General features: G+C 56.6%; 15 protein-coding genes. 9 read left to right on the top strand and 6 right to left on the bottom strand.

The genetic code is table 11. The features are described 5' to 3' along the window. Window positions 1-37: 37 nt before the first annotated feature. Complete coding sequence (locus ACR8BF_RS14915) at window positions 38-208, bottom strand: hypothetical protein (RefSeq protein ID WP_003850083.1); 171 nt, start codon at window positions 206-208, stop codon at window positions 38-40. A gap of 172 nt (window positions 209-380) precedes the next feature. Then, window positions 381-1,031: a CPBP family intramembrane glutamic endopeptidase gene (locus ACR8BF_RS14910; RefSeq protein ID WP_179896875.1), complete on the bottom strand. Its 651-nt coding sequence runs from the start codon at window positions 1,029-1,031 to the stop codon at window positions 381-383. A gap of 213 nt (window positions 1,032-1,244) precedes the next feature. On the opposite strand from ACR8BF_RS14910, the gene ACR8BF_RS14905 reads away from it, so the two are divergent. From ACR8BF_RS14905 to ACR8BF_RS14895, 3 genes are all read left to right on the top strand, one after another. Then, window positions 1,245-3,842, top strand: coding sequence for a bifunctional diguanylate cyclase/phosphodiesterase (locus ACR8BF_RS14905; RefSeq protein ID WP_434745200.1), 2,598 nt, complete (start codon window positions 1,245-1,247; stop codon window positions 3,840-3,842). Between the two features lie 282 nt (window positions 3,843-4,124). Then, the gene (locus tag ACR8BF_RS14900; RefSeq protein ID WP_179896871.1) at window positions 4,125-4,421 is read left to right on the top strand and encodes an I78 family peptidase inhibitor; all 297 of its coding nucleotides are present in this window, start codon (window positions 4,125-4,127) and stop codon (window positions 4,419-4,421) included. Window positions 4,422-4,575: 154 nt separating this feature from the next. Then, window positions 4,576-4,893 carry a hypothetical protein gene (locus tag ACR8BF_RS14895; RefSeq protein ID WP_434745199.1) on the top strand — a complete coding sequence of 106 codons (318 nt, stop codon included), beginning with the start codon at window positions 4,576-4,578 and terminating at the stop codon, window positions 4,891-4,893. 9 nt (window positions 4,894-4,902) lie between these two features. Here the strand turns inward: ACR8BF_RS14895 and ACR8BF_RS14890 are convergent, their stop codons facing one another. Then, complete coding sequence (locus ACR8BF_RS14890; protein ID WP_292989430.1) at window positions 4,903-5,154, bottom strand: biofilm development regulator YmgB/AriR family protein; 252 nt, start codon at window positions 5,152-5,154, stop codon at window positions 4,903-4,905. Between the two features lie 435 nt (window positions 5,155-5,589). Between ACR8BF_RS14890 and ACR8BF_RS14885 the strand changes: the two genes are divergently transcribed. After that, window positions 5,590-6,864 (top strand): multidrug efflux MFS transporter, encoded by a 1,275-nt coding sequence (locus tag ACR8BF_RS14885; RefSeq protein WP_292989433.1) that lies wholly within the window; start codon window positions 5,590-5,592, stop codon window positions 6,862-6,864. Here ACR8BF_RS14885 and ACR8BF_RS14880 read toward each other — a convergent pair. Continuing rightward, a complete protein-coding gene (locus tag ACR8BF_RS14880) occupies window positions 6,746-9,883 on the bottom strand; it encodes a beta-galactosidase (protein ID WP_434745198.1) in 3,138 nt (1,045 codons plus the stop codon). The two genes, ACR8BF_RS14885 and ACR8BF_RS14880, sit on opposite strands and share 119 nt — an antisense overlap. Before the next feature lie 253 nt (window positions 9,884-10,136). Here ACR8BF_RS14880 and ACR8BF_RS14875 point away from each other — a divergent pair, with 253 nt between their 5' ends. From ACR8BF_RS14875 to ACR8BF_RS14860, 4 genes are all read left to right on the top strand, one after another. Next, complete coding sequence (locus tag ACR8BF_RS14875) at window positions 10,137-10,271, top strand: hypothetical protein (protein WP_255434160.1); 135 nt, start codon at window positions 10,137-10,139, stop codon at window positions 10,269-10,271. Window positions 10,272-10,475: 204 nt separating this feature from the next. Further along, window positions 10,476-10,727: an anti-adapter protein IraP gene (gene iraP / locus ACR8BF_RS14870; protein WP_313699922.1), complete on the top strand. Its 252-nt coding sequence runs from the start codon at window positions 10,476-10,478 to the stop codon at window positions 10,725-10,727. A gap of 115 nt (window positions 10,728-10,842) precedes the next feature. Then, window positions 10,843-11,148 carry a PsiF family protein gene (locus ACR8BF_RS14865; protein WP_179896863.1) on the top strand — a complete coding sequence of 102 codons (306 nt, stop codon included), beginning with the start codon at window positions 10,843-10,845 and terminating at the stop codon, window positions 11,146-11,148. 225 nt (window positions 11,149-11,373) lie between these two features. Continuing rightward, a complete protein-coding gene (locus ACR8BF_RS14860; RefSeq protein ID WP_179896861.1) occupies window positions 11,374-12,900 on the top strand; it encodes an FAD-dependent oxidoreductase in 1,527 nt (508 codons plus the stop codon). A gap of 59 nt (window positions 12,901-12,959) precedes the next feature. Here ACR8BF_RS14860 and proC read toward each other — a convergent pair whose 3' ends face one another. Continuing rightward, window positions 12,960-13,772 (bottom strand): pyrroline-5-carboxylate reductase, encoded by an 813-nt coding sequence (gene proC, locus ACR8BF_RS14855; RefSeq protein WP_313699918.1) that lies wholly within the window; start codon window positions 13,770-13,772, stop codon window positions 12,960-12,962. Window positions 13,773-13,940: 168 nt separating this feature from the next. On the opposite strand from proC, the gene ACR8BF_RS14850 reads away from it, so the two are divergent. After that, the gene (locus ACR8BF_RS14850; protein WP_003850071.1) at window positions 13,941-14,396 is read left to right on the top strand and encodes a YaiI/YqxD family protein; all 456 of its coding nucleotides are present in this window, start codon (window positions 13,941-13,943) and stop codon (window positions 14,394-14,396) included. Here the strand turns inward: ACR8BF_RS14850 and ACR8BF_RS14845 are convergent. After that, window positions 14,393-15,121, bottom strand: coding sequence for a DUF2076 domain-containing protein (locus ACR8BF_RS14845; RefSeq protein ID WP_434745197.1), 729 nt, complete (start codon window positions 15,119-15,121; stop codon window positions 14,393-14,395). The two genes, ACR8BF_RS14850 and ACR8BF_RS14845, sit on opposite strands and share 4 nt — an antisense overlap. Window position 15,122: the final 1 nt, after the last annotated feature.

Genomic DNA, 15,122 nt, shown 5'->3' with positions numbered 1-15,122 from the left:
AATGTTACAACGCGGCTTTATTGCACCTGGCCCTGAATCAGCGATGTACCTCACCACAAAGCAGTACCACATTCGGCCGGACTTTATGAATACGGTTCGCCATCGTTTCGCAGTCGACCTTCGTGGGATAGATGCGCTCCGAGACCGGCAGGGCTTCGCAGGCATCGTAACCGCACGCGCTCACTAACAACACAAATCCTATCAACATAGTTCCTCTCCTTTGCACGGTCTGGTGGTCCGGACTGCGGTGCTTTTTATCCTTTTTTAACAACCAGTATAGACAAACGTGACGGGGCGGCATTGTCAGTGTGAGCTATGACCCGCCAGCAGGGGCAGGCCGCGGTCAGCCAGGCGTGTCAGACGAGCAGGGAGGTCAGGAATTAGCCAGCGAAATACCAGGCGGGCAGCAGCGCAATCAGGTTATTCAGGGTATGCAGGAAGATGGGCAGCGCCAGACTGTTACTGCGCAGCCGGGCGTAGCAGAGCAGCAGCGAAAACAGCGTCAGAGCGATAAGCGTCTGCCAGTGCACATACTGCGTATGCATCATCGCAAACAGCAGTGAGGTCAGCAGCATACAGGCGAAACGGCTGCGCGGTGCCCACAGCAGAAAACCCTGTAACAAAAAGCCGCGGAACAGGACTTCTTCAAACACCGGTGCCAGCAGCACGGCAGTAAGCAACAGAATCAGCAGCGAGTTACGTCCCTGCTGCGCCTGCATCACCAGCCAGCCTTCCGGCTGCATAAACTGCATCTGTGCCGCCATCAGCATAAACAGCGCGCCGGTAAAGAGCAGGGTTTGCAGCGTGCAGAGTTCGCCCAGCGGCAAATCGGTGCGGCGCTGGCAGTAGAAACGGTAAAGCGGATAGATCACAGCAAATTCAAACAGGCAGAGCACCGGCACCAGCAGGCCGTCATTGCGCAGCACGCCGTAATTAGGAAACAGCGTGATCAGCATGGTAACCAGGTAATAGACCACAAAGCTGCCGACGTAGAACAGCGTCAGGGTCACTCTGTCGGAATTGGTATTCATAGGCGACTCTGCCAGCGAAGGTAAGCGCATAGTAGCAATGCCCCCGATCGCTGTCGAGTCAGCCTGTAACACAATATTTAAGCGCAAAATGTTAACTGCAGGCTAAACACCAGGACACGCGAGCCGATAACTGAGGAAACTAATCTGGTCAGCGCCGTATGTCGTATTGCAGGCCCGTCATCTCAAACCCTGACTGTGTAGTGAGCACTCTTAATGACATTTAACCCACCGGCGCCACCCTCGCCTCCGTTCAGACAGATTGCTGAAGACCGCACTGTCCGCTTTACGCGGCGCAGCCTGCGTACGCTTTCGCTGCTGCTGTTTGGTGTGCTGGTGCTCTCGATGCTGATGGTGCTGACGATTGCGCAGCGTCAGAACAGTGCATCGGTTGATCATGACCGGGTGCTGGTGCAGCAGGCCTGGAAAAATCGTCAGGATGCGATGATGACAGATATCCGTGATTATGCGTTCTGGAGTGAAGCCTGGCGCAATCTTCATGTCAGGGTGAACAAAGTCTGGGCTTTTGACGAAGAGAACTTTGGACCGGGTCTCTACGAAGAGTATCACTATGAAGGTGTGTTCGTGGTTGACGGCCGTAACCACACTTCATACAGCGTGATTAATGGACAGCTGGTGGATACGCCGCTTGAAGCCTGGCTGGGCAATGAGAAGGCCTCAGAACTGATTGCGGCGGCACGTAAGCTTAACAACAAGGCGACTACCCGGGATGTGCTGGTCAACCATCAGCCCGCCATTGCGGTTGCCGCGCCTATCAGCAGCGGCAAAGTGACGACGGTGCCGCCCGTGGCGGGACCCGCATCTATCATGGTGTTTGTGAATCTGTTCACGCCTGCCAAATTACAGGCGCTGGGCACCACGCTGGATGTGCGTAAACTGCGTCAGCCCCTCAATCAGGAGGATGCCCTGCGTGAACCGCGGCTGGTGCAGCCGTTGCCAGGCGGCGATTCGATTGTACTGCGCTGGACGTCGAAGATGCCTGGCATGGGTCTGATCTGGTTCCTGCTGCCGTTGCTGATGATGATGGCGATCATCATCGCTATGATTACTCATCGCGTCAGCCGCCATGCGCTTTCCAATGCGATACTCTCTGATCGCCGTTTTGACCTGCTGGCGATCAGTCAGCAGGAGCTTGCCAGCAGCGAAGCGCGGTTTCGCGATCTTGCTGAGGCCGCGTCAGACTGGATCTGGGAGACGGATGAAGAGGGCCGTCTTATCTATCTTTCCGCGCGCTTTCACACCGTGACCGGCCACGACATTACTCACTGGCTGGGACGTCACATCGATCATCTGCTGACGCATCCCAGCCATTCGCTGGTCGCCTGGCTGCTGCGTCAGGAAGAGCACGGGCAACAGATGCCGCTGCGCTGTCAGTTTATGTCCGCACAGGGTAACCGCCGCATTGGCCAGCTGGTGGCGAAAACCATCTGGCATGATGAGCGACGTATTGGGTTTCGCGGCACGGTATCGGACATCACACAGGGCATGGAAGCAGAAGCGCGCATTCAGTTTTTGTCGCGTCATGACGTCTTAACCGGCCTGTCAAACCGCGTGCAGCTGCTGGAGTTTCTGACGCTGCATCTTGAGCTGCCTGATGGCAGCGCGCCGCTGACGCTGGTCACCCTCGACCTTGATCAGTTCCGGCCGATCAATGAAACCTGGGGTCATGCGGCGGGTGATGAAGTGCTAAGCCAGATCGCGCAGCGTCTGAAGCGCTGTATCGGCCCGCAGGAGCTGGTGGCGCGGCTGAGTGGCGATGAGTTTGTCCTGGTATTGCGTGAAACGAACCGTGAAGGGGTCGATCAGCGTTGTGCTCAGCTGGTGCATGAGGTTCAGCAACCCATCAGCACTGGCCAGCATGTCCACTATCTTACCATCAGCATGGGGATCGCCTCTGCACCGCAGGATGCCAGCCATCCCGAAGCGCTTCTGCAAATGGCGGATATCGCGCTGAATGAAGCGCGTGACGCGGGACGCAATCAGTGGATCTGGTATGCCAGTGAAATGGCCAGCCAGCGTGAAGATAAGCGAGAAATGGCGCGGCGGATCGAGAAAGCGTTAAAGAACAATGAATTTCGCCTTCACTATCAGCCCCGCTATCAACTGCTGACCGGACAGCTGGCGGGCGCCGAGGCATTGATTCGCTGGCAGATTGCGCCGGATCAGTGGATTACGCCCGACCACTTTATTCCGCTGGCGGAAGAGAGCGGTCTGATCGCCACCATCAGCGACTGGGTGCTGATGCGCGCCTGTGAGGATGCGCTGAAATGGGGCAGCGAGCGCTATGTGTCGGTCAATATCTCCCCAATGGAATTCCGCACCAGTGATCTGGTGCAGCGGGTGGCCGATGCGCTGGAGAAAAGTGGCCTGCCTGCTACGCGGCTGGAGCTGGAGATTACCGAGAACGTCACCTTTGAGCATCCCCAGCATGCGCTGGAGGTAATGCAGGGATTACGGTCACTGGGTGTCAGGTTAACCGTTGACGATTTCGGTACCGGCTATGCAGCGCTGGGTTACCTTAAAACCTTCCCGTTTAACGGTCTGAAGATCGATCGCTCCTGGATGAAAGATTTTCCGGAGTCGCAGCAGGCGCAATCCGTGGTGGCGGGGATAATCGCGCTGGCACGCGCTTTTGCCCTGACGATCACGGCAGAGGGGATTGAGACAGAAGCGCAACTGAACAAGCTAAAACAGCTCTCGTGCGAAGAGGGGCAAGGCTACTTCCTCGGTCGGCCGATGCCGCTGGCTGCATTCAGTACGCTTCTGGAGAGAACCGCGCAAAACCAGGTTTAACTGGCTTAACGCACTTTGACCGCCACGGCGGTCATCAGCATTGCGCAGACAACAAAAATAATCAGTTCCATAATGACCTCCAGGTGCTAAGAAAAATCTTAAGATATTGTAGGGGGGTGTTGTTCTTTTTTTAAGCAGTGAGTGCGATTGATCTCAACGTGTGGCCGATGCAGCCGCCACATTAATACTGCTGTAACAACTTTACCTTTTAAGGGTTCAGGTCAGCAGGCACGTTTTGCTACTCTTGGGACCAGGTTTTACACGTCCAACAGGAGAATAAACGTGAAATTTTATGGAAAGGGGCTGCTGGTAATGGGTCTGTTCGCCTTAACCGCCTGCCAGTCTGCCTCTAAACCCGACACCGCCCGTGTGGCACAGGATCCCGATGCCGACCGCTGTGGGGCATCTCAGTTTCAGAACTATGTGGGCAAGCCGTTAACCGCGTTGCAGGGCCAGCACTTCGAACAGCAGGTGCGTCCGATCCCCTACAATTCAGCCGTCACCATGGACTTCAATCTCAACCGGCTTAACTTCCTGGCCGACAAAAATGGCAATATCAGCTCCGTTTATTGTGGTTAATGGCCGGTCTGTCATAGGCTTGTCATAACGGCAGGCGAGGATAGCCGCGCGCTTTAAAACTTCCTCGCCACACAATAGATAGTGCTCGTCTTGTTTATTCCCGCCCCGGCGGGAATTTTTTTAGCGCCTTCGGGCCGGAACAGGAGCGGAGAAGATGAAAAGCATACGGTCACTCTTGCCCATACTGTTACTCAGCAGCACACTGGTGCACGCCTCCAGTGAAGAGGCCTGGCAAAAGAGCCGTCAGGTGATGGCGCAGGCGTGCATTAACGCCAGTCACCTGAGCAAAGTAAAGGTGCTGGGCGAACCGATTGAGTATGACGACAACACAGGTTACAGCGCACTCTTGCTGGAGGGGCGCTATGCCCAGCAGCACATGAAAAACAGGCGTGGGCGGGAGCTTTGCCTGTTCCAGCGCAGCAGCGGGCGTGCCAGCGTCAGCGAAGCGGATAAATTGCGCTGGGTAAAATAGGTAGCAGGTTTACGCCTCTGGCTGCGTGTCGATCAGCTGAGCCAGCAGGGTACGGTAACGCTGCAACTGCATCTCGTCGCCTTCTACTTCCAGTTTGTCGATCACCCGCGCAATCAGTACGTTACTGGTCGCGGGCTCGCCCGCCTCCATTATTTCCCGCAGGATCACCGCCAGCAGATCGGACTCTGGCGGTGTTCGCCAGTTCGGGCTTTTGAAATAGTCGTTGATAGCACGACTGGCACTGTCAGGTTGTACTCTCATTTCCCCACCTCCGCTGAAACACTGCCCCATCCCTTACGGCTGAGTAAGGGCGTCTTTACATGGAATAAGCTGGTCTGCCTCAGCGTAGCCGGACGGTGTGCACCGTTTTTTTGCGGAGGACGTTGCGCCGATCAGAACGATCGCCACACCGCCACAGCTGGCGGTTTTTTAAACATAGAAGCGGGGTAGAAGGTTGTCAGTAACAGAATGACATATTTTTCCATATTGATGAGGGTTGGTTTAGGAAGCGCACGTCAGGGTCGTGCCGTCTACGCGTGATTCGCGCTATAAACCCTTGAGTCGGGAACATTTGCGCCGGTAATTGAGCGGAATCAAAGAGGAATCCGGTCTTTTGCCGTTTGTGCCATGTTTTGTCGGTCACGCTGAGAATGCGCGCGTTAGACTGAGCCTTCCTTCTCTTTACATCATCTGCTCATGCCACGCACTATTGAACCCTGGAAGATAAACCTGATCTCGGTCTGGTTTGGCTGTTTTTTTACCGGACTGGCCATCAGCCAGATTATCCCGTTTCTGCCACTCTACCTTGAGCAGCTTGGCGTTACCGGTGGTGAATCACTGAGCCTCTGGTCGGGTCTCACCTTTAGTATCACCTTTGTGGTCTCGGCGGCGGTAGCCCCCCTGTGGGGCAGCCTGGCCGATCGCAAAGGCCGTAAACTGATGCTGTTACGCGCGGCGTTTGGCATGGGCGTGGTGATACTGCTACAGGCTTTTGTCACCGAAGCCTGGCAGTTGCTGTTGTTACGCGCCCTGATGGGGCTGACCTCAGGATATATTCCCAACGCGATGGCGCTGGTGGCGGCTCAGGTTCCACGTGAACGCAGCGGCTGGGCGTTGAGCTGTGTCTCAACGGGTCAGATTGGCGGGGTGATTCTGGGGCCGATGCTGGGCGGGCTGCTGGCCGACTGGGTCGGACTACGCACGGTATTTATCGTCACTGCGGCGCTGCTGATGGTCAGCTTTCTGGTCACGCTGTTCCTGATCAAAGAGACGGGTTACACCCCGGTGAGTAAAAAAGAGAAGCTCAGCGGACGCGAGGTTTTCCGCTCGCTGGATAACCCAAAGCTGATGCTCTGTCTCTTTTTCACCACCATGGTGATTCAGATGTGCAACGGGTCGGTGAACCCCATCCTGACGTTGTTTGTGCGTGAACTGGCACCGACTGCGGAGAATATCGCCTTTCTGAGTGGCGTCATTGCCGCACTGCCTGGCGTCTCGGCACTCCTGGCCGCACCCCGGCTGGGACGGCTCGGCGATCGCATTGGCACCCAGCGTATTCTTCTGGCGACAATGGTTATTTCGCTGCTGCTGTTTGTTGCGATGTCCTTTGTCACCAGCACCACGCAACTGGGCGTTTTACGTTTTCTATTGGGTTTCGCCGATGGTGCAATGATGCCTGCGGTGCAGACGCTTCTGGTTCGTCATTCGCGCGACAATATCACCGGACGCATCTTCGGCTATAACCAGTCGTTTATGTATCTCGGCAATGTTGCGGGTCCGCTATTAGGGGCCGCGGTGTCGGCGGTGGCAGGCTTTCGCTGGGTCTTTTTTGCCACCGCCGTGGTCGTGCTGATTAATGTGCTCTTTCTGAAGCGTTTTTACCGGCGTCCGAAGACCGTGCTGCCCGCGTCGGCTGAGAAATCGTCAGTTCAGCCTGCCAGCGCTGCTGAGTCAGTAAAAACTCAGGACTGACGCTGGGGCTCCAGGAGTCATCGCCGCCCACGCCCATGTGGAAGGCATCCAGATGCAGCCAGCAGCCCGCTTCCGGATGCAGCAGGTGGCGGTGTGAGGTCTCCCGCAACTGCTCCAGACTGAAGCGGCTCAGCGAGAAAGCAAAATCGCCGTTGACCTGCCAGCTGCCGCTATCGAGTTGACGGGTGCCGCCACGCTGACCGTTCTCGCTGGGGAAAACGTAGGGCGTTGAAAGCTGCGCCAGCGGCAGCTGCCAGCGTGAGAACTGCGCGGCCAGCTGACGATCGGGGTAGTTTTCATGCGGCCCCAGGCCAAGCCAGCTCACCTGCTGCGGAATGTGCACCAGCGCGCAGCGTAAGCCGATGCGTGCTGGCGGCGGCAATCCGCGCGACTGCTCAACCGAAAGCTGCAGCTGTAACTCACCCTGTGCGTTGATCACATAACGTTTACGACTGATGAAAGCGACCTGGCCGTTGGCGAGCCAGCTATGCAGCGTCTCAACCTGCACCGCCTGCGACAACGCATTCGCCGTAATCGACATCAGTTGGCTGCTCATCTGGTCATATCCCGCCGTTTTCCAGCGCTCAACCCAGGCATGAGGATCAACCCGTTCTGCTTCGCTGGTGCCAATATCATTGTCCAGCGGCGCGCGAATAAAGCAGTCCTGAAGAGGGGAGAGCAGCGTTGGCTCTTCATTGACAAACCACTGCGTCAGTTCGCCGCTGTGGCGTGAAAAATGCCAGCGTTGCTGCTGATGGGTCACGACAAACTCACCGGCGTCATCGCGCAGCACGGGTGCTTCGCCCGCCTCCGGCTGTGACGGTAGCGCTAACGTCGAGGGCAGCGGCCATTGATGCCAGGCGACGCACCAGTCGGCGGCGCTCCAGCGGGTCGGGTGAATCTGATGAACCGCGACATTAAGCCAGCATTCGCCCTGTAACGTGGACGGAGAGGGCAGCGTGATCCGCTGCTGACCCTGCGCGGCGATATCCAGCAATACTTCACCTTCCGTCACCACTTGTCCCTCCTGTTCGATGCGCCAGCGCAGCACCTCATTGTCACTATGGCGGAACAGATAGTCGCTGCTGACCGTAAAGCTCACAGGATCGACGGGATCGACCACGAACTGCCAGAACTGCTGTGCACGTTGCGCCTCATACAGCGCCGGATGCGGCGTGCGATCGGCAAACACCAGCCCGTTCATGCAGAACTGACGGTCATTGGGTTTATCGCCAAAATCGCCGCCATAGGCCTGCCAGGGTTTGCCCTTATCGTCAAAGCGGGTCAGGCTCTGATCCACCCAGTCCCAGACAAAGCCGCCCTGCAGACGTGGGAACTGGCGGAAAGCCTCCCAGTATTTTGCGAAGCCGCCGAAGCTGTTGCCCATGGCATGCGCGTACTCACACAGGATCAGCGGGCGGGTTTCGCCCGGCAGACCGATCCACTTTTTCAGCGACCATTTGGGTACTGCCGGGAACGGCTGATCTTCATCAACCCTGGCGTACATCGGGCAGATAATATCGGTCGCAGCGGTATCGGCTCCGCCGCCTTCATACTGAACAGGGCGGGTAGGATCGCTGCTTTTCACCCAGCGGTAGAGCGCATCGTGTGTAGCGCCATGTCCCGACTCATTGCCCAGCGACCAGATAATAATGCTGCAGTGATTACGATCGCGCTGCACCATGCGCGTCACGCGTTCGCTATAGGCGGCAAACCAGCGGGGATCGTCGGAGAGCCGGTTCATCGGCTGCATACCGTGGGTTTCGATATTGGCCTCATCCACCACATACAGCCCGTACTGATCGCAGAGCCGGTACCAGAGGGGATGATTAGGATAATGCGAACAGCGCACCGCATTGAAATTGTGCTGTTTCATCAGCTCGATGTCGCGGCGCATCGTGGCCTCATCCACCACCTGACCGTTCTCCGGATGGTGTTCGTGACGGTTGGTGCCGCGGATCAGTAGCGGTTTGCCGTTAAGACAGAGCAGGCCGTTGTCGATGGTGACCTGACGGAAGCCGACATCATAAGCTTCCACGTCGATGAGTTGCTGATCCCCATCCAGTAGCGCCAGCGTGGCGCGATAGAGGTGAGGCGTTTCGGCGCTCCACAGCGCAGGCTGTTCCACCGGCAGGCAGAGCAGGGCGCGTTCAGGATAGTGACCCCGCTCGTCAATAATGGTGCTGCCCAGAGGCTGCTGACACTGGGCAACCCGCTGTTCACCCTGCCACAGCGTCAGGCGCAGCTGATAAAGTGAGGTGACGTCCGGCGGCAAGGCGACGCGAACCTGGGCGCGCAGCTCGGCACGGGTAAACTCCGGACTGAGCCGGGTTTCCAGCTGAACATCGGCCAGATGCACCTGCGGTTTATGCAGTAATGTGACATCGCGAAAAATGCCGCTCATCCGCCACATATCCTGATCTTCCAGATAGCTGCCGTCGCTCCAGCGCAGCACCATCACCGCCAGCCGGTTTTTGCCCGGTTGCAGATAGGGACTGAGGTCAAATTCAGCGGGCAAACGGCTGTCCTGAGAGTAGCCAATCCAGCGTCCGTTGCACCACAGGTGAAAAGCTGAGTTTACCCCGTCAAAAATGATGCGTGTCTGTCCGGCATCGAGCCAGGCTGCGTCAGTACTGAATGTGAGCGAGTAACATCCTGTGGGGTTATCAGCGGGAACCTGCGGCGGATTGACCGGAATCGGATACTGCACGTTGGTGTAAATGGGGGCATCAAAGCCGTGCATCTGCCAGTTAGCCGGGACCGGAATCGTGCTGGCATCCGGCAGATCCTGCAGTAACCAGCTGGCGGGCACCGCTTCGGGCTGCGAAAAGTAACTAAAACCCCACTCTCCGTTGAGGCTTTGCAGTGACACCGAAGGCGTGTCATCGCGTGCCACTGCTTCATCGCGCCAGCTGGCGAATGGCGGGTGGGCATCCAGCCTGTTAAGCGAGGTCACAACCGGGTTTTCCCAGTCGCGCCGGGAGAGGATGTCACTGAAAGCAGTCTGAGAGAGAGTCATGGTTATATCCTGTAAATGTAATGCGCTCACAATGCGTAAAATTCTTCTGGCTGTAAAGAGCCCGCCATCCCGATTTACATAAATAGTTTGGGGTACAAACCGGCTGGGATGTTGAGAATCTGGTGGCAGCGTGACGGTAAAACGTTAAGTCTGGTCAGCAAAGGTGAATAGCGGCCGGATGCGGAGGAATCTCACTTGTCGTCCTGCAGGAGGCTTCATACACTCAGCCCGATTTCTTCACCCTGAGGTAGGTATGGTACGAATCGTTAAGCTGGCTGCCGTTGTGGCATTAGTGACTGCATTAAGTGGATGTATTTTCCCGCCTCCAGGCGGCGGCTGGGGCGGACATGGCGGTGGGCCTGGTCGCGGCTTTGTCGATCCGCGTTAGGCCTCACTCATCGATCGGGAGCAGGCGAAACGTTTAACTGCGGTGATATCTGCCCGCAAAACGTTTCGCCTGCAAGGTTAGCCGGAGGTTGCTCAAAAGAGGGCGGAGATGTGGGCTAACTCACTGAAAAAATGACTGTTAACCTCTGTTTTTTTAGTCAGTGTGGTGATAATTTCAGCTTTTCTCCACCGCTGAGACAACAGCATGAAAAACCTGATTGCTGAATTACTGGTAAAGCTGGCTGAAAAAGAGGCGACAGCGAAAGAGCAGATGGCGCAGATTGAAGCGCTGGAGATTGTTGTCACGGCGCTGGTTCGCAAGCTCGAGCCGCAACAATATCTGTCGATGGCCTCCAGCATTGAAACTGCCATGAATACTGTAACCGGTGCTGATGAAGACGATGCGCTGCTGCTGCGTAATTACATCGAAAAGCTGCTCCGGCATTCCCGCCAGTAACGACCCCAGTGCCAGTCTGGAATGGGATCTTCACATCAGTTTGACCTGAAAAATCTTCCGCTTTGTTTATTCGCTGCCAGAATAATAAAGGACAATCCACTGTGGAGATATCAAGATGAAAGTCGGTTTAATGGCGATGATGATGGCAGGTCTGCTGGTTAGCGGGCTGGCCGGTGCGGCGGAGAAGACCCCGCAGCAGGAGAAGATGGCCCTGTGTAACCAGCATGCCAAATCTCAGGACCTCAAAGGCGATGCGCGCAAATCTTTTATGAGTGAATGCCTGAAAAAGGACAGCAAGCTGTCGCAGATGTCACCGCAGCAAATGAAAATGAAGAGCTGTAACGGTGAAGCTGGCGATAAAAAACTGGCAGGTGATGCACGTAAGACCTTTATGAGCCAGTGCCTGAAAAAAAGCGCATGACTCCCCCGGCCACGCAGGTGGCCGCTTCTCGTTTGCGCTCAGCGCAGATTCAAGTTCTCCTTAACGCCAATTAAATTGCCTTCCACAACAATACGTTGCCTTTCTTAAACAGATTCATCCTCAGGCTTGCCGGTTCCTTTGCCACACTTACTGTTTGTGGGGATTTGCGCCGCGCGCTGTTTTGCCGCGCAGCTTCAGACCAGAAACAGCGAAAGGAGCCATGCCGTGAACTATCAATTTACCGCCGACCTGAAGGATCTGCCCCAGCGACAGCCCGTGAAGAAAACACTCGGCGAAGTGGAAGTATTACTGATCCGCGATGGGGACAACGTCCGTGCTTACCAGGCGAAATGTCCACATGCGGGCGCGCCGCTGGAGCAGGGCGCGATCTGTGGCGACCGGCTGGTCTGTCCGTGGCACAAAGCCGCGTTTAATATCGCCGATGGCAAAATGTGTGAACCGCTGGCGTTAGCCGATCTCAAACAGTATTCGCTGCGCATTGAAGAGGGCCGGGTGCTGGTTAACCCGAAAGCCATGTCACCTGCGGCACCGATTGGCAGCGGGGCAACTGCGCCGGTCTATGTGGTGCTGGGTGCGGGAGCAGCAGGCAGCGCAGCTTTATGGCGCCTGCGCCATGACGGCTTTAAAGGCCGCCTGATTCTGGTCGAACGGGAAGCGGATGCGCCTTATGACCGCACTGCGCTGACCAAGTTTGTACCGTCGGGTAAAATGGATATCAGTGAGGTGCCACAGCTGCTGAAAGCGGATGTGATGGATCACGTTGAACGGATTCAGGCTACCGTGAGCCGCCTTGATACACAGCAACAGCGGCTGATCTTTGAAGATGGCGGGACGCTCGCCTTCGACAAACTGCTGATCGCCAGCGGCGCGACGCCTGTCCGCCCTGATTTGCCGGGCAGCGATCTCGACGGCGTTTATCTGCTGCGCAGCAAAGCGCAGACCGATGCGTTACTACATGCGGTGGATGCCAGCCATAAAATCGTCATTGTCGGTAACAGTTTTATCGGTACTGAACTGGCGTCAGCACTGCGTAACCGTGATATTGACGTAACGGTGGTTGCTCGTCAGGCGCTGCCTTTTGCTAAACAATTTGGCGAACAGATTGGCCGCTATTTCTACCAGTTACATGAGCAAAACGGCGTGAAATGGGTGCAGGGCGAGATCGAATCACTGCAGGGTGACCAGCAGGTGACTGGCGTGCAGCTAAAGGGCGGCAGGACGCTGGACGCGACCGTTGTGCTGTTTGCTACGGGTGTTGAACCGGCCACCGACTTTATCCACGATTTGCCGCTGGCAGAGGATGGCAGTCTGCAGGCAGATGAGCAGTTGCGGGTCGCTGACAATATCTGGGTGGCGGGTGACATCGCTACGTATCCGGCGGCGCAGGGTCCGCTGCGTATTGAGCACTATCGCGTCGCGCATCAGCAGGGGCAGACCGCCGCATGGAACATGCTGGATCAGAACGTCGCGTTTGATCGTGTGCCGTTCTTCTGGACGACCCAATATGGCACCCGTTATGAGTATGTTGGTCACGCGGCAGAATGGGATAATTTCCAGCTGATCGGCTCGCTGGAGGACAAAAAGTTTATGGCGTTTTATGGTCAGCAGGGGCAACTGGCAGCCATCTGCTCATGCGGCATGTATACGCTGACCGCTGAGCTGGTGGAGCGGATGCAGCAACCGATGACGCTTGCCGATGCGGTGGCGCACTGTCAGGCACACATCGGATAATCTTCGCTGCACGCAGGGCGGACCGGGGTGACGGGCCGCCTTGCGCACTTCCTGACAGGTTAGCTGCGGCTCAGTTTCTCTGACTTCGCCATGCACTGCTGCATTGCTTCCATCACCGCCGAGCGCATCCCTTTTTCTTCCAGCACTTTCACCGCTTCAATGGTGGTGCCGCCAGGTGAGCAGACCATATCTTTAAGTTCAGCCGGATGTTTACCGGTGGTCAGCACCATCTGGGCCGCGCCTTTAACCGCCTGCGCAGCAAACTGATAGGCCTGAGCGCGCGGCATGCCACCCAATACGGCCGCATCTGCCATCGCCTCGATAAACATAAACACGTACGCCGGTGCAGAACCGCTGACGCCGACCACGGAGTGAATCAGATATTCATCCACCACGGCCGCTTTGCCGAAGCACTCAAAAATCGCCACGACCTCGTCGATTTCCGCCTGCTCAACCAGTACGTTGGGCGTTACCGAGGTCATGCCCTCGCTTACCAGTGAGGGCGTATTCGGCATTGCGCGGACAAGTTTGCGATCGTAACCCAGCACGGATGAGAGCGAATCCAGCGTCACACCAGCCGCAATCGATACCACCAGCGCCTCTTTTTTCAGGCTGCCGGACAGCTCTTTTAACACTTTCAGGATGACATTGGGTTTTACCGCACCGAACAGGATGTCCACTTCGCGCGCCAGCGCATCCGCGCTCTCTGCGGCGTTGATGCCATACTGCTCTGCCATCGCCTGGTTGGTTTCGGCTTTGCGATCGTAAACGAAGATATCAGACGGAGTAATTTTGCCGCTGTTGACCAGTCCGCCAATAATGGCTTTCGCCATGTTTCCCCCGCCGATAAACCCGATTTTCTTTGCCAGCATCGCCATCTCCTTAGGACATTATTCGTTTTTCTCAGTGCGCTAGCTTACTTCAGCCAGCCCGAATAACAAGTCAGCCGGGTACGGGCGGGAAAGTGTGCCGCAAATAAAATTTGCCATTTAAGGGGAACCCGGCAAGATCTCAGGCTTCTCTGACTGTAAGGAATCATGATGTTTATCTGGGTCGATGCCGATGCCTGTCCGAATGTGATCAAAGAGGTGCTCTACCGTGCGGCGGATCGTACCGCGACCACGGTGACGTTTGTGGCGAACCAGTTTCTGCGCGTGCCGCCCTCGCCTTATCTGCGCACCCTGCAGGTGCCTGCTGGCTTTGATGTGGCGGACAACGAGATCGTCAGACGTTGTCAGCCTGGCGATCTGGTGATCACCGCCGATATTCCGCTGGCGGCAGAGGTGATTGAGAAGGGTGCTGCGGCACTGAATCCGCGTGGCGAGCGTTACTCACCGGCGACGATACGTGAACGTCTGACGATGCGTGATTTTATGGATACCCTGAGGTCAAGTGGCGTGCAGACCGGCGGCCCCGCGACGATGAGTCCGCGTGACCGCCAGCAGTTTGCGAATGAGCTGGATAGCTGGCTCACCCAGCAGAAACGCTCAACTTAAACGAAGCTGTCGTCATCGTCGTAATCGTTGCCGCCAAAATCGTTGAGATCGCTGTTGTCGGCATAATTACTGTCCCAGCCCGTATTCTGGTCCAGGAAGGCGTTGTCGTTACCGCCGTTAAAGTTATCGGCATTGTCATCGCCACCATTGAAGGTGTTGAGATTATCATTCACCTCCGGCAGCGGTGGCTCATTGATGATATTCACAATCTCTTCCGGCTGAGAATGGTGGAACATGCTGGTCAGCATGTCAGCCATCACGACACCACCCGCTACGCCCACGGCAGTTTGCAGTGCGCCGCCAAGGAAACCCGTGCCGCGTGGCGCGGGTGCCTGAGCAGGGGCATATTGCTGCTGTGCCGGTTGCTGTGGCGCACTGTTCCACGGCGACTGTTGCTGTTGCTGCTGCTGTTGAGCGGGCGGCTGCTGACGCGAACCGCTGCCAAACAGTCCCGACAGGAAGCCGCCGCTGCTCTGTGCGGGTTGCTGCTGCTGTTGCATCTGTGCCACCTGGCTTTCCAGCGCCGACACTTTCTCATTAAGTTTTTTCAGCGCCGCTTCCTGAATCAGGATCGCCTGTGCCATGTAGTAAGGCGCGCCTGGCTGCGTCTGAAGATGCTGGTTAATCAGTTGTTCGGCTGCGGCATCGCGTGCCACGGTCTGGCTTTCGGCCTGTTTCAGACGGCTGAACAGCCCTTCGATCAGTTGTTGTTCTTCGCGTTGCATG

This window comes from Candidatus Pantoea rara, assembly GCF_051136265.1.
In the GTDB taxonomy this organism is placed as follows: Bacteria; Pseudomonadota; Gammaproteobacteria; order Enterobacterales; family Enterobacteriaceae; genus Pantoea; species Pantoea rara.
This window is presented reverse-complemented; position numbering and strand designations above follow the sequence as displayed.